We start from the raw sequence: 25,772 nt of genomic DNA on the forward strand, positions 1-25,772 counted from the left end.
CTCTATAGAACGTTTAAGATGTAGAACACAATGAAACACCCAATATGTACCGCTTGAAGAAACTTGTCTATTAATTAGAAAAATCTTCTTTACGGTCTATGGGACTCATTGTATAATACCTAGGTAGGATTATAGGAAACTACGCTAGTTTGTAATGTTCTCTTTGTTAACATGTTTCTGTGATACCCGTCACAGACATCATTTATATGATTTCTGCTCACACTCGAGGAAGGAGGTGTACGACGAATGAGTAACACGAGCTATCATTCTAAACAAATTAAAGAAAATAATCAGGTTACGATTCAAGGAGGAGAAAAAAAGGTTATGAAGAAAATTTTATCCGTAGCACTGTCTACAGCAATGGCATTCTCCATGTTTGCTTCTGTTGCATTCGGTGACGATGCAAAACTTACATCCCAACAAAAGTTTGACGTATTGAAAGACGCTAAGATCCTAACTGGTTACCAAGATGGTTCCGCTGGTCTGGACAGAGACTTGACTCGCGCTGAGTTCGCGAAAGTTGTATCCAGCTTGATGGGCCTTAAGCCAATCACTGGTCAACTGTCTTTCAAAGACAAAGGTTACACAGCTAAGAACTGGGCTGTTCCTTACATCGAAGCAGTATACTCTGCTGGCCTGATGGAAGGTAAGAACACTACGAAGATGATCTTCGACTACAACGGTAAAATTACCGTTCAAGAAATGGCTGCAGTATTGGTACGTGCAATGAAACTTGAAGTACCAGCTGAAACCGACAACGCTGCATCCGCTTGGGCTAAAGGTTATGTTCAAGCAGCAGTTAACGCTGGCATCATCTCCAAAGATGCTGCTCCAAAAGCAAATGCAACTAGAGCTCAAATGGTTGACACTGCATATGCAATCTGGATCGATCAACAACAACCAAAAGTAGTTTCTTATGAAGTTAAAGAAGATGGTAAAGTAGTTGAATTCAAACTTGCTAATGATGAAGTTGTGAAAGTAACTCCTGAAACTGCTTTGAAAGCTAACGTAGAGACTGTAGTAACTTTCAAACATGGTAACTATGATTACAGCGAGAAAGTAACTTGGGTTGTAACTACAGCTACTAAGGTTCAAAGTGTATCAGCTAGTAACCTGGCTCAAGTAGTTGTTACATTTGATGGTGAAGTTGATAAATCAACAGCTGAGTTGGTAGACAACTACACTATTACTGAACGTGATACTACAAATGCTAAAAATGTAAAATCTGCTGTACTTTCTGCTGATGGTAAATCTGTTACTTTAACCGTAGCTTTGCCAAACGCTACTGCAGATGCCGATGAGTTTGTTAACCAATTGCCTTATAAAATTTCCTTTAATAATGTAAAAGCAGGAGATAAAGTTATTAGTGCAACTGATTATGAATTTACTCCAGTAGATTCTGCTCTTCCAGTGGCTGATAGCGTTGAGGCTTTGGGTAACAGCACTATCCGTGTAGTGTTTAGCGAACCTATCCAAAAAGCAAATGCTTCTAACTTCTTGGTAGATGGAAACACTTTGGTTGGTAACACTAAAGTTGCAGGAAACACAGTGATTGTTAAATTGTACACTCCACTTGCTGACGGAGCGCACAAAGTTACAGTAACGAATGTTGAGGACTTTGCTGGATTTAAATCCTTGAGCAAAGAGTTGTCTTATGATGTTGTTAAAGATGAAACTGCTCCTACTATTGCTTCAGTAGAGCATGCTACGTTTGAGTCTGTAACATTGAAGTTCAGTGAGCCAGTTGACCCTGAAACTGTTGTTGCTTCTAATGTTTATTGGATGCAAGGAACAACTAAGAGAACAGCTGATACAGGTTCTGTAGTTCAACTTGCTGATGATACTTACAAGTTCACATTCAGTGGTTCTAACAAAATTCAATACGCTACTGATTTGTATGTAACTGGAGTTAAAGACTATTCTGGTAATACAATTGCAGCGGATTCAAAAGTTCAAGTTAACCCAGTGCTGGATCAAACTCGTCCAACTGTAGTCAATGTTGATTTGAATAAAGATCGTAAAGTAATTACTGTGAAATTCTCCAAAGCATTGAAAGCTTCCACTGTTGAGCCTGGAGATTTCGTAATTAAAGATGCAGACGGAAAAGAAGTTAACAAACTTAAATCTGTAAGCATGAGTGGTGACAGAACAGTTGTTGTAACATTGGCTACAGCTCTGAATCAATCTGCTAAATACACACTTGAAATTACTGGTATTAGTGATAATACTACTCTTGAAAATGTAATCCTTCCGTACTCTAAAGAAATTAACGTGGGAGATACAGAAAGACCTGAGCTTTCTGCTACTGCTGCTAAGAGAAATACAACAAACAATACTGTTGTAGTATCTTATCCAGAAAAGATGGCTGTAAGTGGTGATGGATCTATCGTAGATCGTGCACACTATTTCTACGAAACATCTGATGACGCTGGAAACTGGAAAGTTCTTCCTGGTTCAGTGAATGTCAATGTTACACCTGATGGTAAAGCAGCAGTTCTAGGATTCCCATCTAATATCAATGTTGCTAACATCACTGGATTGCGAGTGCAACTTGTTAAGGACGTTGCAGGTAATCTGATGGTTGGTCTTAGCAAGGATTTGGTTGTAGGAAACCCATCAGCAGTAAATGTAGTTTCAGTAAATGCTACAGCAACAAATAAAATTGCTGTTAAGTTTACAGAAAACCTTCTTTCCACAACAGTAAGAGCAAGTGACTTTAAAGTAGTATTAGCCGATGGTACTGCAATTGCGGTAACAAATGCAGCAGTTTCTGATGCGGATACTGTAGTATTGACACTTGCTGATGATTTGAAGCAAAATGCTAAAGTTGGCGCTTCCGACAATGATGTATACGTTCAAATCAAAGAGGGAGCTACAACTTCAACAGCTGTAGGTCAACCAATTAGTCCAGTAACAACAAACACAGCTTCAAACAAGGTTGTAGATGCCATTAAAGCTACAATTAAGAATGTGACTGGTACTAATACTGGTAAAGTTGCAATTCAATTTAACGAAGCATTAACAGAAACAAACGGTGCTAGCTATTTGGCTAACGTTGCAACTGACTTCGTTGTAAGTAATAGCAACGGTACTCTGGCTCCTAATGCAAGTGCAAAAGGTTACACTGCATCGATTTCTGGTAATACTGTAACTCTTACATTTACTGAAGCTCAAACAGGTATTTTGGAAGTATCTATTCCTAACCCAAGATTCTTGATTGATGCCGGCTCAAATGTTGTTGCATCTCAATCCGAGAAAATTCAGGTTCAAGTTTCTGCTGCTGTAGATGCTACTACTCTTCAATCAGCTATTTCTGCTGCTACATCTAAACATGATGGAGCAACAGAAGGACTTCAAAATGGTCAATATCAATCAGGTGCAAAAGCAACTTATAAAAGTGCCATTGATAAAGCAAGTGCTGTAGCGAATAGTGCGACTAGTACACAAGCACAAATCAATGCTGCATTGACTGAGTTGAACGCAGCTACTACAGCATTTGAAGCTAAAAAAGTAGTGGTAGATAAAGCTACGTTGAGCAACGAAATCCTTAACGCTGAAGATCTAGCAGCTAATACCACTGTTGGAGCAGGTTCAGGCCAAGTTGAGCAAGGTGAACATGATGCTTTGACAGATGCAGTTGCTGCTGCTAAAACTGTACGTAGTAACAATAATGCTACACAAGCTCAAGTAAATGATGCAGTAACAACTCTTAAAGATGCTGTTACTACCTTCAAAGCTGCTATTAAACAATAATATCAGTTCTCATTAACTGTGCTTCATTGAAGGGAGGACTAGAGATTTTCTCTAGTCCTCTTTTTGATTTATACTAAAAATCTAGAAGACCTAGTGTTAACTATGTAGATATTACCGTAAAACAACTATAATTAATAAGACGGAGGTGTATTCACATGAAACAAACCAATAAAATTATAGCAGCAACTGCAATTCTTACCTGCACATTAATTGCAGGCTCGCTTCTCAATACAACTGCAGACGGAGCAGGCTCCACCCAACCCGGCACAACCGACGACCCGGTCGTAACCAAAAGCTACGTAGACCAACAAATCCAGAAAGCACTTGGCAACGGTGGTGGCTCAACTGATCCAAGCAACCCGGGTACACCATCTAAGCCATCCCAAGGTGGAGATGAGATCAAAGTCGTAACGATCAAGCCAGGCAAAATCCTGATTGCTAAAGCTGGTGCTGAGTTTATCGTACGTTCCGGTAAGGCTGTTATCTACACACAAGACACTAACGGTGTGGCAGATCTGACAGACGGTGTGGATCTACTGAATGGACAAGCTGCACCATCGAACCATTTGCTGTCGTTCCCAAGGGAAGGTCGCGGGATTAAGGTTAAAGATGGGCTGAACAGTAATCTGGTTGTTATGGTTCGTGGTGGTTACACGCTTCAGAACCAGCAATAGTGTTGACCAGCACTAGGTATTATCATCATATTCAAATGCACTTAATAAATTTCCTTACTAATAATTATTGCCATATGTGACAACGTTTTATACGTGTACACAAGGAAAGAAACACAGATAATACTCCTGTAAACCAACATTGCAGGAGGTGTAGTAGTAACATGGCAAATAGCAATCGCAGTAGTCGTCAAGTTGTGCCAGAGAGTCGTCAGATGTTGAATCAGATGAAGTATGAGATTGCAGCAGAGTTTGGATTGAACGTAGGACACGGTGGCAGCTCGTACGGGGCAGATACCGAGTTTGGTTCTGAACTGGGAGCTATGGGTGGAGGCTCATCGTCCAGACGTCCTGGTTGGGGCCATTTAACTTCTCGTGATAATGGTTCTGTAGGCGGAGAAATTACGAAGCGATTGGTGCGTCAAGCGGAACAAAGTATGTATGGTCAGCTGTAGTATTTTTTCATAAAAAACAGGTACTTATTACATGAATTTTTTTCAGAATGAAAAAGTGTGGAAAATCAGCGAAAAACCTTGAAAAACTGCTTGTCAGCTGGATTGACACCAGGTTTCAAATACGTTAATATGCATGTTGAGGATTGTACATTCAAACCTTTTCCAATTGGAAAAGGTTCATTTTTTGTGTAGGACCTCTTTTATAATATAAGAAGTATAATAGCCATTTATATTTGCTTATATTTTCTTGTGGAAACAAGCATCGTTTTGTGAGAAAGACGAATGATTTGTTTCGCAAGTATAATACTATCCATATGGGAGGTTGATCTCATGTCTGTAACAGGGCGACGTTTATTTACATCTGAGTCCGTAACTGAAGGACATCCGGATAAAATCTGCGACCAGATTTCCGACGCGGTACTCGACGCTTTCTTGGCCAACGATCCCAACGCACGCGTTGCATGCGAAGTATCTGTAGCTACAGGTTTGGTACTCGTAATTGGTGAAATTAGCACTAAATCCGAATATGTGGACATTCCGTCCATCGTAAGAAACACCGTGAAAGAAATCGGGTATACCCGTGCTAAATACGGTTTTGATTTCAATACTTGTGCTGTATTGACATCGCTTAACGAGCAGTCAGCTGATATTGCACAAGGGGTAAACGCTGCACTAGAGGATCGTGACCCATCCCAAATGGATCAGGAAACTGCGAACATTGGAGCCGGCGACCAAGGTTTAATGTTCGGTTTTGCTACCAACGAAACTCCTGAATTGATGCCTCTTCCAATTGCATTGTCCCACCGTATTGCACGCCGTTTGTCGGAAGTGCGTAAGGATGGTACACTGAGCTACCTTCGTCCAGATGGTAAAACTCAGGTTACAATTGAGTATGATGGCAATACACCTGTTCGTGTAGATACAATCGTTGTGTCCACTCAACATGCTGAAGAAACAACACTGGAGCAAATCCAGAAAGATATTAAAGAACAAGTTATTCTTCCAGTTGTTCCTGCGGAACTTTTGGATGAAGAAACGAAATATTTCATTAACCCAACAGGCCGTTTTGTAATCGGCGGACCTCAAGGGGATGCAGGTCTAACTGGACGTAAGATCATCGTTGATACCTATGGCGGTTATGCTCGTCATGGCGGCGGTGCATTCTCCGGTAAGGATCCTACAAAAGTAGACCGTTCTGCAGCATACGCAGCTCGTTATGTAGCGAAGAACCTCGTTGCCGCAGGTCTTGCTGACAAATGTGAGATTCAGCTTGCTTACGCGATTGGTGTAGCAACCCCTGTCTCCATTAGTGTAGACACTTACGGCACAGGTAAAGTAAGCGAAGAGAAGCTGGTTGAACTCATTCGTAACAACTTCGACCTTCGTCCGGCTGGTATTATCCGCATGCTCGACCTTCGCCGTCCAATCTACAAGCAGACTGCAGCTTACGGCCACTTCGGACGTACAGATGTAGAATTGCCTTGGGAACAAGTGGATAAAGCGGAGCTGTTGAAAGCTCAAGCTGGCATCTAAGTAGTGTAACAACCTGTTACATCTTGGGTGTAATATAAATATGAGGACATGAAATGTCCATGAATGATCGAAGAAGCCGATATCTGGTAACAGGTATTGGCTTCTTTTTTTGTCCGCGTAAGTTGGTTTACTAGAGTAATCATGCTCCTATGACAAGGCATTCTAAGAAAATGTCGTAGATTATAAGAAAAATGATGCGAAACTAGTAGAATGTTGGACTATTTTCGTAACTTTTCCTCTAAAATTCAGTCTATTAAAGTAGAGACTTAAATGTTCAGCAGATAGATTGGAAGTCTGGACATAAAGATGGGAGAGTTACAATTCACATGATACGTAAGGAAGAGTTGAAAACGTCGAGAAAGAGTCAGTCGGGGAAGAAATGGGCCATCGTTACTTTAGCAGGTGTGATCTGGATCGGTCCAGTTCTAGGAAGTGGTGTTCCGGTACTGAATGGACCATTATCTAATTCTATAGTCGAAGCGGCAGCATCCTCTGTTAAGAAGCTAAGTGAGGAGATCATAACATCTGGTGCAACGCTAATTAAATATCAATGTAACACAGGCTCGCAGACCTCACTTGCAAATGTCATTCAGGTAGACCTCAAGAATAAGAACGTGAAGCTGGATGTGATGACAGGTAAGGAAGGGTATTTTACAACCAAACAATCGACAGGTGGCATGGCAAAGGAAAATGGTGCGGTTGCTGCGATTAACGGTGACTATTTTAACACAGGAGCACAAGGAGCTCCAATGGGTGGACAGGTATCAAGCGGACTGCTCATGTCCACACCATCTATGCTGAAGGGAATGTACGCTTTTGCCGTGACGAAAGACGGCACACCGATGGTCGATGAGTTCGAGTTCTCTGGCAGTGTGACGGCTGAGAATGGTGAGAAGTTTACGCTGGCGGGGATGAACAAATCGGCTTATGTACCAGAGGGAGGTTCCTCTAACTTTAGCCATTTGAATGCAGCTTATATATACACAAGTGCTTGGAAGGCAGTTGAACGTCCAACGAACAGTTCGACAACGCCAACCGAGGTTATGGTAACGGATGGGGTGATCACGGAAATCTCGGACAAAGCGAGCATTCAATCATCCATTCCTAAAGGAAGTTTTATTCTGCGTACACATGGTACGGCGGCGAATTTTGTGAAAAATAATCTGCAAGTTGGACAGCGGCTTACAGCCGATTATTCTCTTGTCTCCAAGAAAACCGGGCAACAAGTCAATCCAGACTCGCTTCAGGTGATGATTGGCGGACATACGATTCTTGTGAATGATGGAAAAGCGACATCTTTTTCACGAGATGTAAGTAGTATTGGTGGTTATCGTGCACGTACCGCGTTAGGTTATTCCAAGGATGGTCGATATGCCTACCTCATAGCAACAGAGAAGCACGCAGGAAGCACAGGCATGTCCCTGAGTCAGCTACAGAGCTTCATGACAAGTATCGGCGTGTGGAAGGGATTGAATCTGGACGGCGGCGGATCGACAACGATGATAAACCGTCCTTTGGCGGAGATGGATACGAGATTAACATTTAACACGGAATACGGTACCGCGCAGCGCAGCATCGTTAATGCGCTTGGCGTGTTCTCGACTGCTCCGAAAGGCGCACTCAAGGGTTTTAAAGTAAGTGGGAACACGACCCTATTAATCGGGCAGACTGGAAACTACCAGTTAAAAGGCTATGATACGTATTACAATCCGGTAGATATGCAGACGGTAACGCCAACCTGGAAGTCTAGCAACACTAATATTAAGGTGAGCGGGCAGACGGTGAAAGCCGTTTCTCCGGGAACATCAACGGTTACAGCGGTTAGTGGCAATGCTAAAGCGACCATGCAGGTAAAAGTCCTTGGTGCAGAAGATGTCGTGTCCTTACAGGCGAGTACAGCAGCGGCTCCGTTAGCTGCAGGAACAACTGTCTCTGTACCTATCAGTGCGACACTGAGCAGTGGGGAGAGCATTCAAGTTCCGGATAGCGCACTGAAGTGGGAGTTTATCGGCTTCAAAGGCAAAGTGACAGACGGACGACTGAGCGTAACTTCTGTGAATGCGAATGCAAAAGTCGGCTACGCGGTTGCTCGTTATGACGGCTTCAGCACCGTCGTTGTTCTCTCGGCGGCGGGTGAAAGCACGTGGGAGGATTTTGAGAATGTGAACTATCCGGTTAGCTTCACAACGAATGTATCCAGCGTTACAGGAAAAGCAGCGATTGTGAAGGGAAGCGGAATGCATTCGACTTCCAAAGTTTTGAAGCTGGATTACGATATGAACGGTGGAATTGGGCAAAAAATGTACGCCTACGCTCAGTTTAACGGTTCTACAGGCAAAACCATCCCGGCAGCAGCTACCGCCATGACACTTGACGTGGAAGGGGATAATAGTCTAAACTGGCTCCGCGCGGAGTTAAAAGACAAAAACGGCAAAACTGTTTATATAGATCTCGCAAAAGTGATCGATTGGACAGGGTGGAAGACGCTCAATCTTGATCTGAGCGGTTATAACATTGCTTTCCCAGCACAGCTGAAAAGAATGTATGTTGTTAATGTAGAGGAAGGGCAGGATGAGCGTGCATTGACGGGCTCGGTATCTTTTGACGATATCCGGTTTACGATGCCTGCGCTTTCGAGTGATGCAGGTCTGCCAACAGGTAAGGCTGTGATGACAATTGGTCAGAAGTCACTCACGATGAATGGAAACAAGATAGCGATTGATTCAGCCCCACTCTTAAAAGGTGGAACAACCTATGTTCCGATCAAACATGTGCTCGACGCATTCGGCGGTCAGGCTACATGGGATAAAACAGCTCAGCGAGTAACTGTACTTCGCGGTAGTAAGCTGATGGATCTGACAGTAGGGAAGAAGGAACTAGTCTTAAACGGGAAAAGAATATCGACTGCAGTAGCACCGATGATTCAAGGGGGTAGGACTTTGGTCCCTCTGCGTCTCGTTTCAGAGCAATTGGGCCTGAAAGTAAAATGGGACAAGAACACGAAGACCGTTACGATAGAATCGTGATATGGTATGATGTGAGTATGAAACGTTAGAAATGGAGTAGAGTGCGTGGATTATCAAGCTGATGCCATCGACCGTGTCATAAAGAACGCCATCCAAGTGATGGAAGACAGCAAATACCAGATGTTTGAAATATTAGAGACATCGCGCGATGAGCTCGTGTCTCTCAATCAGGAACTGAAGCAGGTACTGAAAGAAACGACGGAAACCTTGGAAAAGGTAGACCAGTTGGAGCTGAACTACCGCCGTTCCCGGATCCGGCTGACGGAAGTCAGTCGGGACTTTGTCCGGTATAAGGAAGAAGACATCAAGCAGGCGTACGAAAAGGCAACTCAGCTTCAGCTTGACCTCATGATTTATCGCGAGAAGGAAATGTACTTAAAGGCAAGGCGCGACGAACTCCAGAAACGGGTTCGTAGTGTTGAGAACTCGGTAGAACGAGCAGAATCTATCGGTTCGCAGATGGGTGTGGTTTTGGAATATTTGTCTGGTGAACTAGGACAAGTATCCCGAATTATCGAATCCGCCAAAAATCGTCAGGTTATCGGATTGAAGATTATTTTGGCGCAGGAAGAAGAACGCAAGCGGATCGCACGCGAAATTCATGACGGACCGGCTCAGTTACTGGCGAATCTGGTTCTTAGGACAGAAATTGTTGAAAGAATGCTTCTTAAGCAGGAATTTAAGATGGTCCAAGACGAAATAGTAGATTTGAAGGGACAGGTTCGGTCAAGTTTAGAAGAAATGCGTAAAGTTATTTTTAATCTGCGTCCAATGGCACTCGATGATCTGGGGCTTATTCCTACACTCCGTAAATACGTGCATGATTTTGAAGAAAAGTCCAAAATCCGCATGTTGTTTGAAACACGTGGCAAGGAGCATCGTCTCTCTTCTGCGATGGAGGCGGCCATCTACCGGTTGGTGCAGGAAGCACTTTCGAATGCGGCCAAACATGCTTACCCTACATATGTGCTAGTGGAGCTTACATACCAGGCGCAAATGGTTAAAATCGTCGTACAAGACAACGGACTAGGATTCAAGGTTGAATTACTGGAACAGAAGAGCAAGGACCACTTTGGGTTAATCGGCATGCGGGAGAGGGTCGAACTGCTCGAAGGGAGAATGGAAATTATATCAGCCGAGAATGAAGGTACGAAGATCATAATCCATATCCCGACGAACGTAGAGAAGAGAAAGGAGTAACAGGATGGAACATTTGGAGAATGAAATTCCGGTCATTAAAGTACTATTAGCGGATGACCACCAGCTTTTCCGTGAAGGATTGAAACGTATTTTGAACATGGAGGATGACATTGACGTCATCGGAGAATGTGGAGACGGCATTCAAGTGCTGGAATTCTGCAATCAGGTTAAGCCGGACATCGTTCTAATGGACATCAACATGCCTACGGAGAATGGCGTGCAGGCTACAGAGAAGTTGCGTGAGTTATTCCCGGAGATTAAAGTCATTATTCTTTCGATTCATGATGATGAGAGTTATGTGTTTGAGACACTCCGTAAAGGAGCGAACGGATATTTACTGAAGGACATGGAGGCCGAGTCGCTGATCAACGCGATCCGCTCCGTTCATGAGGGCTATGCGTTCATTCATCCGAAGGTGACGGGTAAGCTTATCCAGCAGCTGCGCCGCATGACTTACGTGAATGAAGCCGGGGCTATGGCCGAAGGTGGAACTCGTGAAGCTGGTGTTAAATTCGTAGCTGGTGAGAACAACCCATTAACGCGCCGCGAAGCTGAAGTTCTTCGTCTGATGGCTGAGGGTAAGAGCAACAAGATGATCGGGGAATACCTGTTCATTAGTGAAAAAACTGTAAAGAACCACGTCAGCAGCATTTTGCAAAAGATGGAGGTCGACGATCGCACACAAGCGGTTATCAACTCCATCAAGTATGGCTGGGTGACACTGTAGGCTGTAATCCGAAGTACGGATATGGCTTAACACATGGGAGAGGGGATCGCCAAGGATTTGGCGGTTCCTTTTGTGTATTTAGGGGAGATAAATAGCAAATTGAAGATACGATGCTACGGTATTACTGTGTCTGTATCCCTCTAGATTCCTATTCCTATTAAGCAGGCATAAGTAATGGATAGATGCGGGTGTAGTCGACAGTCATCTGAGTGTGCTCCGAGCTAAGTGTGGAGTGTGTAGTGCAGTAAAATATGGAATGAAAATGTGGAAGAAAAATTGGAATGCCATATTCGGAGCAAGTGTGTTCGTAGTATGTGAAATGCCGTGACCTTGGTTATCTGTGTGGGCTGTGTTTTGCATCCTTGTCACCGCTCTTTCTCAATCGGCATATACTGCCTTTAAGAGAAGGAGGTGAGTCTCATGGTTGCCCATTTGCTGTGGATACTGGCTATATATGGGGTCACAGTTGTATTGGTGCATGTTCTGCATGCTCGTCGTCATGGTGGAGAATCGTCACAACAGCGCCCTAGAATGCATTATGTATTGATTACTTCCAACCATGAGCGGCAGGTGGAATGGTATTTGAGAGCCCTTTCACTATATGCCCTGCTAAGCGGGACGCGGGTGCGCGTCACCGTCCTTGATGATCGTTCCGTGGATGATACCTTGAGAATTGTACATCGCTTGGTGAACTTATCTGGTATTGAGCTTACGGTGGGTGAGTGGAATTCGGTTGTGGGAATAGGTAGCAGTTTAAGCGGAGGTTCAAGTTCAGGCGTAAGTACCAGTATAGGTGGAAGTACAAGTGCAAGTGCAAGTTTAGGTGCAAATGAAAGCACGAGTGCTGGCGTACAGCAGATAGCTCCTCCGACTTTAGAAGATGATGAACAACGTATTGTGCTTGATTTGCGTAATGTAAGTGAGGTTGTCCGAATCCCTTATGTCCAGAGCTAGACTATTGGAACGTGATGGTGTTAGCCGGGTTATAAATATGATGGTGTGAAGCACACTCCAACCTGAAAAGGGAGAGAGGGTGCTTTTTTGTGTTGTATGGGGTGATGGAGAGAATGAGCGTAAGCGTTGATTGTGAAAGGGGGTGGGGGAGTGCAAGTAGCTGTTTATGCGGTGAATATGAAGAGTCATTGGTATGTCGACATTTCATTGGATATTCGAGTGGATATACGTTGGTGGATGTTAGGTGGAATGGGAGACAGGGAAACTACATTTAAGAGAAGTGATGAGCTAGGAACTGGTAAGAAGAAAGGTAATGAACAGCAGGTGGGAGCTTGGGTGAATGGTAGGGGTGATGAGTCAGCTAGTGGAGTTGACGCGGGTGAACGAATGTCCCATGAATTAGATAGATTCATTCTCTTAGCTAGAGGTATGCCATTAGGGTGGGCAGTTAGCCTGCGGGATGGACTTTATTCGGAGCGGCAGATGGATAGTTGGGGATTAAAAAAATGGCGCCATTATATTCGTCAGGCACTCGCTGACAATTTGGCTTTAGAGCCGCAAAGGCAGGGAGATCTGTTACTGGGTAAGCCAGATGACATGGCAATGTGGATAACAGGGCAGAGAGAGCAGATAAGCACGGATCTGGATGATCCGGTCGTTTGGGACAAGCTCCATACGCAAGCGGAGGAGTTAATACAGCGATTGGCAGGACGAGCATTGCTGGCCGGAGAGGTTGAGTTATTGTTGGAAGAGGATTTTGAGGTTTCTGCTGGTGTGAAGCCTCAAGAGGGCGGTGCGGCGGGGGATGACGCCGCACGATATGGGGGCGGCGAAAGGCTTCGCGCCGGCTGGCTTGCCGCGGCCCAGCTTGGCTACCTGCTGGGCCGCCTGCGCCTGGAAGCGGGGCTGGCACAGCCCGCCCCGCGGGAGAAGCCCGGCTGGCTGCGCCGTAGCCGGGCCATGGCCCTTCGCTGCCGGCGCTGCGGCAGCGAGGCCCTTAGCCGCACGGCATGCGCCACGTGCGGCTCGGCGGCTTGCGCCTATTGCGAGGCCTGCCTCGCTATGGGGCGCAGCCGCTCTTGTGCGCTGCTGCTGCAGGGCGCAGCGCAACCGGCCGTGCGGGGCACGGCCGGGGGTTCCCCCACCGCGGCCTTGGGCCGGTGGGGGCTTAGCGCAGCGCAAAGCGCCGCCGCAGGCGCCGCGCTGCGGTTCTTGGCGGAGCCGCCGGAGGCGGGCTCCGCGGCCGCCCGCTTCCTGATCTGGGCGGTGACGGGCGCCGGGAAGACGGAGATGATCTTCCCGTTGCTTCAGTCCGTGCTGGACGCTGGCGGGCGGGTACTAGTGGCGGCACCTCGTAGAGATGTGGTGCTGGAGTTGGCACCACGTCTCGCTACCGCTTTTCCCGGTGAGAGCATAGCGACACTGTACGGAGGAAGCCCAGACCGCTGGAAGCGGGGGAGTATTACTTTAGCGACAACTCACCAGTTGCTTCGTTTTCGCCACGCTTTTGATCTGGTAGTTATAGATGAGATTGATGCATTCCCGTACCATAACGATCCGATGCTGGATTTTGCAGCCAAGGGCGCGTGTAAGCCCGGAGGGAAATATATTTATTTGTCCGCGACTCCTCCTGCGAAGCTCCAACGTGAGGCTGCTGCAGGAAAGTTGCCTCATGCGAAAGTGCCAGCTCGTTTTCACGGACATCCCTTACCTGTGCCAAAGGCACTGAAAATCCCTTCAGTTCAGCGTTCTCTAACGCAGAAGAGTCTTCCTTCAGGTTTAGTACGCGAGCTTAAGGCGTCACTGCAGCGGGAAGCGCAGGTCTTTTTGTTCGTATCACGGATACGTCACATTGAACCTTTTTTACAGCTATTACGCCGTTATTTCAAGGACATTTCTATAGAAGGAACATCTTCTGTTGATCCTAGTAGGGCAGAGAAAGTGATGTCGTTCCGAAATCGGGACATTCGCTTATTAGTAACGACAACGATACTGGAACGCGGTGTCACCGTACCCAAGAGTGATGTGTTTATCGTGGATGCGGACAGTGAGCTTTTTGATGAGGCGGCGCTGATCCAGATGGCCGGTCGGGCAGGACGGTCCAAGGATGATCCGGCGGGAAGGGTTGTATTTGGCTCGCCCCAGTGGACAAGGTGTCAGCGATCCGCGATGAACCAGATTAAGCGAATGAACCGGATTGCGTGGCGGGGTGGATATTTGAAGCGCTGAACGTGGGAAAGACTTTGTCAGATGGGAGTCAGAGATGTAGAGTGTTGGATCTGATTAATGCTATATACCTTATGCTTTCAATCTTATGCTTCTTCTAGCATTCCTCTAATAGACGTAAGGAGGCTACTACTCATGTTGATCGATACACTCGACCGGATCCTAAAGCCGCTCTATCGATTGCTTGCAGTAACCGGGCAGAAATGTTTGACCTGTGGGAGAACGACATCATTATCACAAGAGCAATTAGGCATATGCCGGACTTGTTCCTTATCGATTCCATGGATTACAAGTCTGAGATGCGTGTACTGCGGAAGAATGATCGGGTGTCCAGATTGTACGCGTGAAGGTGCAGGACCCTGGCATTTTGTATGTAATCGAAGTGCAGTAACGTATAGTGCCGATATGAGAGAGTGGTTGGCACAATACAAGTACCGTGGGAACGAGTCATATGCGCCTCTTTTGATACGGATGATGGAGCGGGGATTCCGTCAAATGCAGCGGGAACTAAGTAATAGGAAGCAGTTCGTATTGTCTCGTGAAGCTAGTAATAAGTCCCGGATTCAGGAACATTGGCAGGCTCATTTGGTCACCTCCGTACCGGTGAGTCATGAAAGACTCCAAGAGCGGGGGTTCAATCAGGCTGAGGTACTGGCTCGCGGTTTAGCTGATGCTATTAATCTCCCGTATGCAGAGCTTCTTCAGCGGGATCGGCATACGAATAAGCAAAGTTTTAAGAGCCGGATGGATCGACTGAAAGATATGGAGGGGATTTTTCGTACTCTACCGGAATCGGCGCATTTGATGGAGTTACAGGCGAATCGAATCTTTGTAAGTGATAGAAAAAGACATCTAAGATCGATTGCTCCCACAAAGGTGCCTTTTTCGCTCCGGATTCTATTGATAGATGATATATACACGACAGGCAGTACAATTAATGCGTGCTCTCAGGCACTTAAGAATGCGGGCCAATCTCAGGGGATATCGGTAGAGGTGTATAGTCTTACTTGGGCACGGTCTTAATTGTCTTAGGGATAAATACGCATTTTTTTCCTATTAATGATAGACGTGAGGACCTATTATACGGTAATCTATGGTTATAAGTATCAAAGGATCTATGCGACATGGAGGGCGGTTAGTATGAACTTGGGGAATTGTCCGAAGTGCGGCAAATTATATGCGCTAAACTTCCGGGATATGTGTTCTGACTGTTTGAAAGACATTGAGGTGGAATATCAGGAGTGCGCCCAGTTTTTAAGAGAATCTAGAGGTGCTACAATCCATGAAGTATCTGAAGCAACAGGAGTGTCGATTCGTCAGATCACGAAGTTTATTCGTGAAGGCCGTATTTCCATTGCTAACGCACCGAACCTGTCTTATCCTTGCGAGGTTTGCGGTACGCTGATACGTGAGAGTAACATGTGTGAATCGTGTCGAACACGATTGACTAAGGAATTAAGAAGTGTTCATTCGGATGACCAGTCAGGTAACGATACTTCAAATAAGAAGGACGACCTAACCTATAGAGCGGTTGACAAATTACGCAAATACTAAAACGCTACAATCGAACTATTAACTATGTTACAATCCCGGCCGATAATCTTAGTAAAGGTTATCGGTTTTTCACATTATCTGAAGGTTTATGTAAAATGTATGTACGAGGAACAATTTGAAATTCTTTTTCTATATAAAAGGAAGGTGAGCGTTATGAAGATTAACGAAACCGGACGCGTCGGCGCTGTCCATTCGTATCAACGGAACATGGAGACTAACCGACAGGAACAACACACTAAAACTCGCCGCAAGGACGAGGTGTCAATTTCAACCGAAGCGATGGAGATGCTCCAGGCTCAGGAGCGTGCTGGTGATCCAGCTCGCGCACAGAAGATTCAATCCTTGAAAGAACAGGTTTCCTCAGGAACCTATAATGTGAGTGCTGATAAACTTGCGGAGAAGCTGCTTCCTTATTTCAAGCAGTTTCCTGAGAGCTAAGGATGTCTGATATGACAGTACAGGTGTTAATTGATTCATTACAACGGCTCGAAACGGTGTACAATGACATGTTAGACGTGGCTGAAGCGAAGAGAGCGGCGATTGTGAAGAACGATGTGGATACCGTGGTTCAGCTACTTAATCGAGAGTCTAAAGGAATGAAGACAATCGAGCAGCTGGAGCGGGAACGCATCGAAGCATCGTTTGCTTTTTTACAGAGCCGCGGTGTTAAATCACAGTTGGAGCTGACACTAACAGAGCTTGCTAGGCTTGTGTTCGATCCGGAGGAGAAAGCGAAGTTACTTGCGATCCAGGCAAGGCTGTCTCGTACACTGCAAGAGCTGAAGGAGAAGAACGATCTGAATCAGCAGCTGCTGATTCAATCCCTCGATTTCATCGACTTCTCTCTCGATATGCTGACTGGAAAGTCATCACAAGACGAAGCCATTTATCATCACCCGTCTGATAGAGGCGGCAGTACAGGACGACCGGGTCTGTTCGATACCCGAGCGTAAACAGGAGGATATTGTAATGAGATCTACATTTCATTCATTTGAAACGGCCAAGCGAAGCCTGTTTACACAAACAGCCGCACTCGGGACGACAGGTCATAATATAGCGAATGCCAATACGGAGGGCTATTCCCGTCAAGTTGTGAAAATGCAAGCATCTATCCCGATGGAAGCTTATGGACTTAACCGCTCAACGGCAGCGGGCCAACTCGGAACAGGGGTTGAGTTTAATAGCATTGAGCGTATTAGGGAAAAGTTTTTGGATGACCAGTTTCGAGGGGAGAATAGTTCTTTTGGTAGCTGGAACATTCAGTATGACACATTGGATAAATTAGAGGCCATTATTAATGAGCCATCTGATAGTGGTATTCGTAAGGTAATGGATAATTTCTGGAACTCATTCTCGGAATTGTCCAAGAACCCGGATGATCCCACGGCACGCAAAATCGTAAAGCAGACGGCAGAAGCCCTGACTGATGCCTTCAATCATATGAGCACGCAACTTGATAATTTAAGCAGAGATTTGAATTCAAACATTGATGTTAAGGCGACTGAAGCTCAAGGGTACTTAACGGCGATTGCGGATTTGAACAGTTCGATAACTCGGATAGAGCAATTGGGTGATAAGGCTAACGATCTTCGTGACCAGCGAGATCTGATGGTTGATAAGTTGTCCAAAATTATGAATGTTACCGTAACGGATGGCGAGGGAGGATACAATGTATCCCTTGGAGGACAGAGCCTTGTAGAGGGTGATACTGTCGCTGCGACGGTTGATGGTGCTTTCTTGAACACCGCTTACGAAAGCGGAGATCTTAAAGGCGGAGAAGTTCACGGGATGATTATCTCCAAGGATATCCTTGTGGAGGACTATCGCAATCAGATGAACTCGCTTGCCAATACACTGGTTAACGGTAACGTTGAGGTGAAGCTTCCCGCAGGAGCAATGCCTCCTGAAGGAACGATTTTAACTGCTGATGCAGAAGTGAAGATCAATGGTCAGGTATCCATTATACCAGCGGGTCAACCTATACCTAGTGGTGCAACACTGAACAAAGATGTCTCTACGATTGTAAAAGGTTTTAACGGCCTGCATCAGCTTGGTTATACGATGGATGGTTCTACAGATAAGGGTGTACCGTTCTTTACGGCAGCAGATGGGGGCACAGATATTACTGCAGGTAATATTCGTCTAAATCAGATTATCTCGGATAATCCAGATAAGATTGCTACTTCCATGAGACTTTCAACAGACGGCAACTCTGTGATTAAGGGTAATAATGATTTAGCGAAGCTACTCACAAACCTCAAGAATTCCTCATTCACCGTACCGGGCAGCACTAACACTTCGACAGTGGATGGATTGTTCAGCTCGATGGTTGGACAACTGGGTGTTCAGACACAAGAGACACAGCGTCAGGCGGAGAATTCCTCCTTCCTGGTTTCACAAGTTGACACACGTCGCATGTCTGTAAGTGGTGTTTCTTTGGACGAAGAAATGACCAACATGATTAAATTTCAACACGCCTATAGCGCAGCTTCCCGTTTCTTAACAACTTTTGACCAGTTGCTGGACAAGTTGATCAATTCCACTGGCGTGGTGGGAAGATAATGAGGAAGGAAGGTAATTTGATATGTTAAGAGTCACTTCGAATATGATGAGCAGCCAGTTAATGTTGAACCTTAACCGAAATGCTTCGCGGATGAACGAAACGCAACTGCAGATGTCAACTGGCCAAAAGCTTAATAAGCCATCCGATGATCCGGTAGGGATCACGTATTCCCTGCGTTATCGTGGGGAGCTTTCTTCCAATGAACAGTATCAGAAGAATGTGGATGGCGCTAAATCTTGGATGGATTTTAGTGATACTGCGATGGATCAAGCGGGTAGTGTTTTATTGAAACTGAAAGAGCTTGTTGTTCAGGGTTCAACTGGTACAAACTCACAGGCTGGGTTAGATAGTATTAACGCGGAGGTCTCCCAACTAAAGGAACAACTTGTTGATATAGGAAATAGCAAATTGAACGGAAAATATGTATTTAATGGGCAGCAATACGACAAGATGCCATTCGATTTTCCAAAGAATCCAGATGGGTCATTGAATACGACAACAGCAGGAACTGTAATAACGGATCAAGGTGCTGTTGAATACTTGGTTGGTGAAAATGTGAAAATTGGCATTAACGTTACAGGTAATGATGTTTTTGGTAACGGAGATGACAATGTCTTTGTCATGATGGATCGTATTTCTCAAGCTCTTAAGGATGGTAAACACGATGAGGCTGGTGCAGAGTTAGCTAACATTGAGTCAAGTATGGATCGCCTACTTAGCATGAGAGCAGAGATAGGGGCTAAGTCAAACCGAATTGAGTTAATGGAGAATAGATTAGGTGACTTGGAACTTAATTTGACCGAACTTCAAGCTAAAACGGAAGATGCTGATTACGGAGAATTAATTATCCGTTCTAAGATTCAAGAAAATATTTATAATGCATCTCTTTCTGCTGGGTCCAAGATTATTCAACCTACATTAATGGATTTTCTAAGATAATCTTTTGAAATTTTGATATCAAATATAGAAAGCTGTAGATGGTTGGAAGTCTGTCTATAGCTTTCTTTTCATTTTATTTAGGATCGGAGTGCTGTTTATGATTATTCATACGTCCATGTGGGGAGAAATAGATGTGCAAGAAAGGCAGATTTACGAATTTCCTAAGGGAATACCAGGGTTTGAGGAAGAACAACAATTTGCTCTTATTGATGAAGAAGACAGCCCGTTTGTGTATATGCAGTCCCTAAAGCAAAAGCACCTTACGTTTGTTTTAGCAGACCCATTTCTTTTTTATCCTAACTATGAATTTGACTTGCCTGATATGGATGCTGAAGAACTCTCTATTAATGATGCGATATCTGTGAAGTGTATAATTACTGTGAGAGAAAGAATAGAAGATTCTAGTATTAATCTTCTGGCACCATTAGTGTTTAATCCTCAGGAAAGATTGGGAAAGCAGGTTGTACTTCAAGGCGTTCCATATCGTACAAGTCATCGCCTATGGAATGAGTCTGCTGAAAAGAATGAAAGGGATGGTGTTAAATAATGCTCGTGCTCTCACGTAAAGTAGGAGAATCCATCATCATTCAGGATCAGATTGAATTAACCGTTCTCAGCGTAGAGGGTGATAATGTTCGTGTGGGGATTAAGGCTCCTAAGCAGGTCGATATTTTCCGTAAGGAAGTATATCTCTCAATACAGGAATCTAATCAGGAGTCTGCAGCTCCAACACAGGCTGGAATGAGTGCATTAATAAAGATGATAGACCAAAAAAATAAAAATTAAAAAAAGTGAAATTTGCTATTAAAAGATGCTTCTTCCTGACGATATATATAATAGAGCGGTAATTCTTCAGGGCGGCCGACCTGTGAAGACGCTCATACCACAAGGACGTGGGATTATAAACATTTCAGGGAGGAAATAAATAATGATTATCAATCATAATATTCCAGCAGTAAACACTCACCGTAACATGGGTCTGAATAACACAGCAGCAAGCAAGAACATGGAGAAATTATCTTCAGGTCTTCGTATTAACCGTGCAGCTGATGATGCAGCAGGTCTTTCGATCTCCGAAAAAATGCGTGGACAAATTCGTGGTCTTGAGCAGGCACAACGTAATACTCAAGATGGTATCTCCATGCTGCAAACAGCTGAGGGTGCTTTGAATGAAGTATCTTCCATGTTGACTCGTATGAAAGAACTGAATGTTCAGAAGGACAATGGAACTTATGGTACTGAGGATAAAGCAAACATTGATCTTGAGTTGACAGAACTTAAGACACAAATCAATGATATCGTTACAAACACTTCTTTCAACGGAAAGACGATTCTCGATGGTACTACTACAGCTGATATCGTAACTAACGATAAAGGTTCTAAGATTACTATTGCAGCAGCAGTTCTGACTAACACTAAAGCTCTTGATAAAGATTCTAACGTAACTGCTATTGAGGCAGCTATTGATGAAGTAAACAAACAACGTGCGACTTACGGTGCTCAACAAAACCGTTTGGAGTACACTTCTAACAACTTGGGTACTACAGTAGAAAACCTGACAGCATCTGAATCTCGTATTCGTGATACTGACATGGCTAAAGAGATGGTTGCTTTGTCTAAAAACAACATCCTTCTTCAAGCTTCCCAATCCATGTTGGCTCAAGCTAACTCTGCCCCACAAGGTGTTCTGTCCCTACTTCGTTAATATTAATCTAGACATTATATTCGTGAGAGACCTTAAAACTTTAAGGTCTCTTTTTTATAAGTATATAAATATTCTACTGTAATTACCGATATATATATTAACAGTATGCATAAGACCGGATAAAGCAGTAGTATACGGAGGGATAAGACCGATGGATGCACGCGTAACTACGAGTAACAGGTCGATAGCAAATCAAGGGGTCACTCAGACAACTAACACTACTCCAATAGCGAAGTTAGATGGAGAGAGTGGGATTTCAGTAAGACCTAAAATTAATATTGATAATTCTAACGTAAGTAAAGTCGATCAAAGACAAACAATGCAAGATCTTGAAAAAGCAATACGAGCTATCCAAGGTCCTCAAAAGCAATTTGAGATTTCTATGCATGAGAAAACTAACACGATTATGATTAAAGTAATGGACAAGGATACTGGGGAACTAATTCGAGAAGTTCCCCCAGAGAAGATATTAGATTTAGCAGCACGAATGATGGAGATTACAGGAATTATTATTGATGAAAAAGTTTAGGAGGATATTATGAGAATATCAGGTTTTGCATCTGGTTTAGATATAGATTCTATGGTCAAACAATTAATGACAGCCCAAAGAGTACCGCTGGATCGATTAAACCAACAAAAACAACTGCTTGAATGGAAACGTGAAGGATACCGTGAAGCGAGTACAAAACTCGTATCTTTTTCTAATAATACACTAATGAATTTAAGTCTTAACAGTTCAACAAATGCTAAAAAGGCTGAAGTTAGCGGAGCCTCGAATGTATTAACAGCGACCGCGACGGGGGCTGCCAATAGCGGAGTGATGAACATTGAGGTAGTAAAGCTAGCTACATCTGCAACAGTTCAGAGTGGTAAGGGCACTACAGGGAGACCGGGGGATACAGTCATTTATAACTCTGATCCAGATGCTGCTACTAATGCTAATGAGATCTTAATAAATGGGTCTACAATAAAGATAGAAGCAGGGGACACCATAAACTCACTAGTTCAAAAAATAAATTCTGATAAAAAAGCAAATGTAACAGCTATCTATGACCCTACTTCTGGTGGATTATCTTTAACAAATAAGGAGTCAGGAAAAAGTAAAGACCTAACTTTTAGTGGGGATATATTGGACCAACAATTTAAATTAAATAAACTAGTTACAGTTACTTCTGGAACTGACTCAGAAATTAAGGTTAATGGAATGGTGATGACACAGTCCTCTAACAGATTCAACATCAATGGTGTTGATATCAATCTAACTGGAATTTCATCTGGCCAGGTTACAAAGATTGAGGTTGTCCAAGACACAGATAAAATTGTGGATAATGTTAAGAAGTTTGTTGAAGCTTACAATGATATGGTCTCCTCATTAAATAACAAAGTCAACGAAGAGAGATACCGTAAATACGCCCCATTGACTACAGAACAGAAGAAGGACATGACAGAAGATGAGATTAAGCTCTGGGAGAGTAAGGCGAAGAGTGGTATGCTTAAAGGCGATAGCTTTCTACAGCAAACTCTTTCTGAAATGCGTACTGCATTAATGGGCGATGTTAATATTGGACGTGTAAGTTCTTTAAATAGCGACGCTAAGAAAATGAGTTTAAACCTTACACAGCTGGGAATCACGACGGGAACGTGGACTGAACAAGGGAAGTTATATTTAGATGAGACTAAGCTAAAGGAAGCTCTCGCTAAGGATCCCGATGCTGTGAGTGACTTTTTTGGAAAAAAATCATCAGCTACGACCACAACAAGCACATCAAGATATGACGATACGGATGGCATTTACAGTCGATTACGAAAGATATCCCAATATTCGTTAGAGAACATAGCGAAAACAGCCGGTACATCAAAGACAAGTACTGATCTTAATGCAACTTTCATAGCCTCAAGTCTTTTAGGCGAACAGTTAAAGGGTCTTGATGATCGAATCTCTGCTATGAATACGCGCCTTACTATGAAGGAAACACAGTTCTATAAGCAATTTACTGCAATGGAAGTAGCCATGAATAAATACAATAGTACCTCCAGCTCCTTGTCTAGTTTTATGTCTTGATTCATGAAGGAGGAATCATTGTGATTAATACACCTTATCAGAAATATCAACAGGCTCAGGCACAGACTGCTTCAAAACCAAAATTATTAATGATGCTATATGATGGTGCAATTCGCTTTGTAAGAGCGGGCATAGAGGGTGTTGAAGAACGAAACATTGAAAAGGCAAATAATAATTTTTGTAAAGCACAGGCCGTTATTCATGAATTAATAGCTTCCTTGAATTTTGAATATCCGATTTCATCAAGTCTATTACAAGTTTATGAGTATATGATTGATAGACTAGTTGAATCAAATATTAGAAAAGATAAAGAAGTTGCCAAAGAGGTATTAGAGTATTTATTAGATCTTCGCGAGGCCTGGGGGGAAGCTAGTAAAACTCAAGGCTTAACTATGGAGCAGTCATGAGCAATAAGATATTATTAGATGAATTGTATACGGCAACCAATGAGCTTGCGATTAAGTTATCAAATGCATCATATGAGGAAATAGAAAAATTCGTAGATTTTCGTCAGCACATTGTTGAGCAGATTGAAGTGCCTTTGCAAGAGGATGATAAACAAAAGGTTCAAGCCTTACTGGCTTTTGATAATGCCATCTTATCTCGAATGCAAGCTATAAAAGACGAAGCTGCACAATGGCTAACTAAGCAAGGGGCTATCAAAAGTCAGCAGTCTGCTTACCAACATAGTTATGCAGTCGATAGTTTTTTTATAGATAATAGAAAATAGTGTTTTGAGATGCCTTCAAGATTAGACAGAAGGCATCTTTTTTTATGAGTGTATTTAGAATGCTACCGTAAATGCCGATATTTAATTAGAAGGAGTGAAGTCATGAAAAATCAGTCTGCGCTTATCCCCGAATATATGTTGAATTTTAAATGTATCGGTTCGAGCTGTGAAGATAGTTGTTGTATTGGCTGGAAAGTAGAAATTGATAAACAGACATATAAGAATTTGTCTAGTTTTTCTAATAAAAAGTTTAGGGATTTGTTTAAAAACGGAATTGAGAAAAAAGAGGCTAATAAAAGAACAGACAAAAAATATGCTGCTATGAAAATGGATAATCAGACAGGTTGTTGTTCAATGTTAAATGAAAGTAATCTATGTACTATTCAAGCTAGCATTGGCGAACATTACTTGGCGCCAATTTGCGCAACATATCCAAGAAATATTCATATTGTGAATAGTTCGCCTGAAGTGTCAGCTGTTATGTCTTGTCCTGAGGCTGCACGTTTGGCACTACTAAATCCGAATAAAATGGAATTTACCTATAATTATACTGATTCATTGATACAAAATAATCTCTTATTAAAATCAGCTATTCATATAGAAGGTGAAAAAAATAGTTACATGGATTCCTTCTGGGAGATTCGAGTGTTCTCAATAGAAATTTTACAAAACAGAGATTTTAACTTTGCTCATAGGTTAATTATACTCGGACTTTTTGTAGAGGAACTTCAGTCACTAATTAATGAAGAGAAAGATACTAAAATCAATATTATTTCCTTAATAAATAATTTTAAAGAAATGATTGATAGTGATTTAGAGTTAAGAAACTTTGACGTATTTCCTATTAACAATGAATTTCAATTCATTATATTGAATAATATTATATCTAAAAATTTAAGCGAGACTGGTGCAAATAGTAGATTTAGAGAGTGTATACAAGATTACTTGGAAGGGTTAAATGCAACCGATTCTACTGATAGCCAAAATGAACTAGTGGAACGATTTTCGGAAGCCTATAACCATCATTTTCAGCCTTTCATAAATGAGCATGAATATATCTTTGAGAATTATGCTGTCAATTTTATATTTACTCATCTCTTTCCTAGAAGTGAAAGTGGCAATGTCTTTAAAGTATATGTTTTATTAGTAAGTCATTTCGTATTACTGAAGCTACTGCTTATTGGAATGTCGTCTAAGCATAAGGGACTGACAACTGAATTAGTTATTAAATTAATACAATCCTTTACGAAAAAATCCGAACATTCAAATGTATATGTGAAAAATACACTTGAGGTCTTAAATGCAGAGAATTATCTAACAATGGGACATATGAGTCTTTTAATTAAGAACTAGCGGACCTTCTTTAAAAACTGTTAACAATTTAAGATATAGTTAGACGTAAGACCCAAGCAAATGCTTGGGTCTTTTCGTTTTGTTTTTAATAGATTCATTTGAACACTACTGCTGACTAATCAAATAAAGATCAGTTTCATAACCAACTCTACGAGCTATAATTTAACATTAATTTACTAGATTAACCAAGGTTAAATATGGTAGGATCAACAAGGACTATATACACAGGTCTAATATACTATTTTTTAAGCGTGATAACCCTAAAAGAACTAGTAATTTTACATGTTATTAGACCTAATTTTTGCGTTGAATACAAAGAAC

General features: G+C 43.0%; 23 protein-coding genes. All 23 read left to right on the plus strand.

The window, feature by feature from the left end:
• Positions 1-246 precede the first annotated feature (246 nt).
• The 23 genes from AC3WJJ_RS20770 to fliB all read left to right on the plus strand — a co-directional run bounded on the left by AC3WJJ_RS20770 (position 247) and on the right by fliB (position 25,451).
• The gene (locus AC3WJJ_RS20770) at positions 247-3,753 is read left to right on the plus strand and encodes an Ig-like domain-containing domain (RefSeq protein WP_492543543.1); all 3,507 of its coding nucleotides are present in this window, start codon (positions 247-249) and stop codon (positions 3,751-3,753) included.
• A gap of 155 nt (positions 3,754-3,908) precedes the next feature.
• The gene (locus tag AC3WJJ_RS20775) at positions 3,909-4,427 is read left to right on the plus strand and encodes a hypothetical protein (protein WP_492543544.1); all 519 of its coding nucleotides are present in this window, start codon (positions 3,909-3,911) and stop codon (positions 4,425-4,427) included.
• Between the two features lie 161 nt (positions 4,428-4,588).
• Positions 4,589-4,879 carry an alpha/beta-type small acid-soluble spore protein gene (locus AC3WJJ_RS20780; protein ID WP_492543545.1) on the plus strand — a complete coding sequence of 97 codons (291 nt, stop codon included), beginning with the start codon at positions 4,589-4,591 and terminating at the stop codon, positions 4,877-4,879.
• Between the two features lie 330 nt (positions 4,880-5,209).
• Positions 5,210-6,412: a methionine adenosyltransferase gene (gene metK, locus AC3WJJ_RS20785; protein ID WP_492543546.1), complete on the plus strand. Its 1,203-nt coding sequence runs from the start codon at positions 5,210-5,212 to the stop codon at positions 6,410-6,412.
• A 326-nt stretch (positions 6,413-6,738) separates the two neighbouring features.
• The gene (locus tag AC3WJJ_RS20790; RefSeq protein ID WP_492543547.1) at positions 6,739-9,438 is read left to right on the plus strand and encodes a stalk domain-containing protein; all 2,700 of its coding nucleotides are present in this window, start codon (positions 6,739-6,741) and stop codon (positions 9,436-9,438) included.
• A gap of 45 nt (positions 9,439-9,483) precedes the next feature.
• The gene (locus tag AC3WJJ_RS20795; RefSeq protein ID WP_422658590.1) at positions 9,484-10,638 is read left to right on the plus strand and encodes a sensor histidine kinase; all 1,155 of its coding nucleotides are present in this window, start codon (positions 9,484-9,486) and stop codon (positions 10,636-10,638) included.
• Positions 10,639-10,642: 4 nt separating this feature from the next.
• Positions 10,643-11,365, plus strand: a complete 723-nt coding sequence (locus AC3WJJ_RS20800; RefSeq protein ID WP_422658589.1) for a response regulator — start codon at positions 10,643-10,645, stop codon at positions 11,363-11,365.
• Positions 11,366-11,785: 420 nt separating this feature from the next.
• The gene (locus AC3WJJ_RS20805) at positions 11,786-12,319 is read left to right on the plus strand and encodes a hypothetical protein (protein WP_492543548.1); all 534 of its coding nucleotides are present in this window, start codon (positions 11,786-11,788) and stop codon (positions 12,317-12,319) included.
• Positions 12,320-12,706: 387 nt separating this feature from the next.
• The gene (locus AC3WJJ_RS20810; protein WP_492543626.1) at positions 12,707-14,548 is read left to right on the plus strand and encodes an ATP-dependent helicase ComFA; all 1,842 of its coding nucleotides are present in this window, start codon (positions 12,707-12,709) and stop codon (positions 14,546-14,548) included.
• A 132-nt stretch (positions 14,549-14,680) separates the two neighbouring features.
• Entirely contained in the window at positions 14,681-15,568 is an 888-nt protein-coding gene (locus AC3WJJ_RS20815; protein ID WP_492543549.1) for a ComFC family protein, read from the plus strand.
• Between the two features lie 117 nt (positions 15,569-15,685).
• Positions 15,686-16,099 carry a TIGR03826 family flagellar region protein gene (locus AC3WJJ_RS20820; RefSeq protein WP_492543550.1) on the plus strand — a complete coding sequence of 138 codons (414 nt, stop codon included), beginning with the start codon at positions 15,686-15,688 and terminating at the stop codon, positions 16,097-16,099.
• Positions 16,100-16,252: 153 nt separating this feature from the next.
• On the plus strand, positions 16,253-16,537 hold the full coding sequence (gene flgM, locus AC3WJJ_RS20825) for a flagellar biosynthesis anti-sigma factor FlgM (RefSeq protein WP_422658585.1): 285 nt from the start codon (positions 16,253-16,255) through the stop codon (positions 16,535-16,537).
• An 11-nt stretch (positions 16,538-16,548) separates the two neighbouring features.
• Complete coding sequence (locus AC3WJJ_RS20830; protein WP_492543551.1) at positions 16,549-17,052, plus strand: flagellar protein FlgN; 504 nt, start codon at positions 16,549-16,551, stop codon at positions 17,050-17,052.
• Between the two features lie 16 nt (positions 17,053-17,068).
• Positions 17,069-18,661, plus strand: coding sequence for a flagellar hook-associated protein FlgK (gene flgK, locus AC3WJJ_RS20835; protein ID WP_492543552.1), 1,593 nt, complete (start codon positions 17,069-17,071; stop codon positions 18,659-18,661).
• Positions 18,662-18,683: 22 nt separating this feature from the next.
• The gene (gene flgL, locus AC3WJJ_RS20840) at positions 18,684-19,601 is read left to right on the plus strand and encodes a flagellar hook-associated protein FlgL (protein ID WP_492543553.1); all 918 of its coding nucleotides are present in this window, start codon (positions 18,684-18,686) and stop codon (positions 19,599-19,601) included.
• 97 nt (positions 19,602-19,698) lie between these two features.
• Entirely contained in the window at positions 19,699-20,148 is a 450-nt protein-coding gene (locus AC3WJJ_RS20845; RefSeq protein ID WP_492543554.1) for a flagellar assembly protein FliW, read from the plus strand.
• Positions 20,148-20,387: a carbon storage regulator CsrA gene (csrA, locus tag AC3WJJ_RS20850; protein WP_492543555.1), complete on the plus strand. Its 240-nt coding sequence runs from the start codon at positions 20,148-20,150 to the stop codon at positions 20,385-20,387. Before AC3WJJ_RS20845 ends, csrA begins: the two co-directional genes overlap by 1 nt.
• Positions 20,388-20,529: 142 nt before the next feature.
• Positions 20,530-21,306 carry a flagellin N-terminal helical domain-containing protein gene (locus AC3WJJ_RS20855; protein WP_492543556.1) on the plus strand — a complete coding sequence of 259 codons (777 nt, stop codon included), beginning with the start codon at positions 20,530-20,532 and terminating at the stop codon, positions 21,304-21,306.
• A 151-nt stretch (positions 21,307-21,457) separates the two neighbouring features.
• Positions 21,458-21,835 carry a flagellar protein FlaG gene (locus tag AC3WJJ_RS20860; protein WP_492543557.1) on the plus strand — a complete coding sequence of 126 codons (378 nt, stop codon included), beginning with the start codon at positions 21,458-21,460 and terminating at the stop codon, positions 21,833-21,835.
• Between the two features lie 9 nt (positions 21,836-21,844).
• A complete protein-coding gene (gene fliD / locus AC3WJJ_RS20865; protein WP_492543558.1) occupies positions 21,845-23,368 on the plus strand; it encodes a flagellar filament capping protein FliD in 1,524 nt (507 codons plus the stop codon).
• 20 nt (positions 23,369-23,388) lie between these two features.
• Positions 23,389-23,775: a flagellar export chaperone FliS gene (fliS, locus tag AC3WJJ_RS20870; protein WP_492543559.1), complete on the plus strand. Its 387-nt coding sequence runs from the start codon at positions 23,389-23,391 to the stop codon at positions 23,773-23,775.
• Entirely contained in the window at positions 23,772-24,098 is a 327-nt protein-coding gene (gene fliT / locus AC3WJJ_RS20875; protein WP_492543560.1) for a flagellar protein FliT, read from the plus strand. Before fliS ends, fliT begins: the two co-directional genes overlap by 4 nt.
• Before the next feature lie 102 nt (positions 24,099-24,200).
• A complete protein-coding gene (gene fliB, locus AC3WJJ_RS20880; RefSeq protein ID WP_492543561.1) occupies positions 24,201-25,451 on the plus strand; it encodes a flagellin lysine-N-methylase in 1,251 nt (416 codons plus the stop codon).
• Positions 25,452-25,772: the final 321 nt, after the last annotated feature.

The organism is Paenibacillus sp. FW507-14B1B, from assembly GCF_058781425.1.

Excerpts from the sequence above, each read along its gene's own strand:
- csrA (WP_492543555.1), top strand. The coding sequence starts at position 20,148 with ATGCTCGTGCTCTCACGTAAAGTAGGAGAATCCATCATCATTCAGGAT.
- AC3WJJ_RS20830 (WP_492543551.1), top strand. The coding sequence starts at position 16,549 with ATGACAGTACAGGTGTTAATTGATTCATTACAACGGCTCGAAACGGTG.
- AC3WJJ_RS20800 (WP_422658589.1), top strand. The coding sequence starts at position 10,643 with ATGGAACATTTGGAGAATGAAATTCCGGTCATTAAAGTACTATTAGCG.
- AC3WJJ_RS20780 (WP_492543545.1), top strand. The coding sequence starts at position 4,589 with ATGGCAAATAGCAATCGCAGTAGTCGTCAAGTTGTGCCAGAGAGTCGT.
- AC3WJJ_RS20810 (WP_492543626.1), top strand. The coding sequence starts at position 12,707 with ATGTCCCATGAATTAGATAGATTCATTCTCTTAGCTAGAGGTATGCCA.
- flgM (WP_422658585.1), top strand. The coding sequence starts at position 16,253 with ATGAAGATTAACGAAACCGGACGCGTCGGCGCTGTCCATTCGTATCAA.
- AC3WJJ_RS20775 (WP_492543544.1), top strand. The coding sequence starts at position 3,909 with ATGAAACAAACCAATAAAATTATAGCAGCAACTGCAATTCTTACCTGC.
- AC3WJJ_RS20770 (WP_492543543.1), top strand. The coding sequence starts at position 247 with ATGAGTAACACGAGCTATCATTCTAAACAAATTAAAGAAAATAATCAG.
- fliB (WP_492543561.1), top strand. The coding sequence starts at position 24,201 with ATGAAAAATCAGTCTGCGCTTATCCCCGAATATATGTTGAATTTTAAA.
- AC3WJJ_RS20805 (WP_492543548.1), top strand. The coding sequence starts at position 11,786 with ATGGTTGCCCATTTGCTGTGGATACTGGCTATATATGGGGTCACAGTT.
- fliT (WP_492543560.1), top strand. The coding sequence starts at position 23,772 with ATGAGCAATAAGATATTATTAGATGAATTGTATACGGCAACCAATGAG.
- flgL (WP_492543553.1), top strand. The coding sequence starts at position 18,684 with ATGTTAAGAGTCACTTCGAATATGATGAGCAGCCAGTTAATGTTGAAC.
- fliD (WP_492543558.1), top strand. The coding sequence starts at position 21,845 with ATGAGAATATCAGGTTTTGCATCTGGTTTAGATATAGATTCTATGGTC.
- AC3WJJ_RS20820 (WP_492543550.1), top strand. The coding sequence starts at position 15,686 with ATGAACTTGGGGAATTGTCCGAAGTGCGGCAAATTATATGCGCTAAAC.
- AC3WJJ_RS20855 (WP_492543556.1), top strand. The coding sequence starts at position 20,530 with ATGATTATCAATCATAATATTCCAGCAGTAAACACTCACCGTAACATG.
- AC3WJJ_RS20815 (WP_492543549.1), top strand. The coding sequence starts at position 14,681 with ATGTTGATCGATACACTCGACCGGATCCTAAAGCCGCTCTATCGATTG.
- metK (WP_492543546.1), top strand. The coding sequence starts at position 5,210 with ATGTCTGTAACAGGGCGACGTTTATTTACATCTGAGTCCGTAACTGAA.
- AC3WJJ_RS20860 (WP_492543557.1), top strand. The coding sequence starts at position 21,458 with ATGGATGCACGCGTAACTACGAGTAACAGGTCGATAGCAAATCAAGGG.
- AC3WJJ_RS20790 (WP_492543547.1), top strand. The coding sequence starts at position 6,739 with ATGATACGTAAGGAAGAGTTGAAAACGTCGAGAAAGAGTCAGTCGGGG.
- flgK (WP_492543552.1), top strand. The coding sequence starts at position 17,069 with ATGAGATCTACATTTCATTCATTTGAAACGGCCAAGCGAAGCCTGTTT.
- AC3WJJ_RS20845 (WP_492543554.1), top strand. The coding sequence starts at position 19,699 with ATGATTATTCATACGTCCATGTGGGGAGAAATAGATGTGCAAGAAAGG.